This is a genomic window from Brenneria roseae subsp. americana, assembly GCF_003115815.1.
Taxonomy (GTDB): Bacteria; Pseudomonadota; Gammaproteobacteria; order Enterobacterales; family Enterobacteriaceae; genus Brenneria; species Brenneria roseae.
This window is the reverse complement of sequence record NZ_QDKJ01000042.1, coordinates 1-1,058: the sequence shown is the minus strand read 5'-3', so window position 1 is coordinate 1,058 and position 1,058 is coordinate 1. Positions and strand designations below refer to the sequence as shown.

Sequence of the window (1,058 nt, the reverse complement as noted above, 5' to 3'; positions counted from 1 at the left end):
GTTCGATGAGAGCGGACGGCTGAACGAGGAGCGGCATTATGACGGGCGGACGTACCGCTACGGTTACGATGTCGCGGGCAGGCTGACCCGCCGGAAAGCACCGGACGGCAGCGAGCTGTGTTACGAGCATGACGCAATGGGCCGGGTGGTGACGCTGCGCACGCTGCGGGCGGACGGCGCGGAAGAGAGCGTGACGGCGCTGGAATACGACCTGGCGGGGCGACTGACCAAAGCGGTCAACGCGGACGCTAGCGTGGAGTACGCCTACAACCGTGCGGGTCAGGTGGTGTCGGAGCGGGTGAACGGCGAGGAAATCCGCAGCGGCTATGACGAAAGCGGGCGGCGGGCGATGGTGGAAGGGCTGCTGGCGCCGCTGAATCTGCAATGGGCGTCGGGGCGGCTGAACGGGCTGGGCATCGGGCAGCATCAGGCGCTATCGTTCAGCCATACGGACAGCGGGCATGAAAGCCTGCGCAGCAACGGTGCGGGTTTTGCGCTGCGCCAGGAGTGGGGCGATACCGGGCTGCTGCGGCGTCAGGCGCTGGTCAATGGCGACGGGCGGGTAAACGACGTACTGGAGCGGCGCTACGAGTACGACGCGCTGGATCGTCTAACGGGGATAGTGGACAGCCACTGGGGCGAACAGGCGTTCCGGCTGAACGGCGTGGGGCAGGTGACGGCGGAACGGCGCAGCGGGCGCTGGCGGCAGGGGCGCCTGTTCGGCTACGATAGCGAACAGAACCTGTGCGAGATAGCGAGTATTGCGCCACGGGGGGAACTGCCGCTGAGCGTGAAGGACGCGGTGCCGCAGTCCCTGTCCCGCTATGACGCGGCAGGCCGGGTAACGCAGCGCGGCCACACGGCGTACCGCTATGACGACTGTGGCCGGCTGGTGTATAAACGGGAAGAGCAGCCCGGCTTCCGGCCTAAAGAAACGTATTTTGAATGGGATGTGCAGGACCGGCTTGTGCGGGTGCTATTGCCGCAGGGGGAGCGATGGCGTTACCGTTATGACGCCTTCGGCCGGCGCATCAGCAAGGTGCGGGAAGGACAACGGC

1 pseudogene is annotated in these 1,058 nt (G+C 66.4%); it reads left to right on the top strand.

The features are described 5' to 3' along the window. Positions 1–1,058 (top strand): annotated as a pseudogene (locus tag B4923_RS20690) (hypothetical protein); the annotation flags it as partial.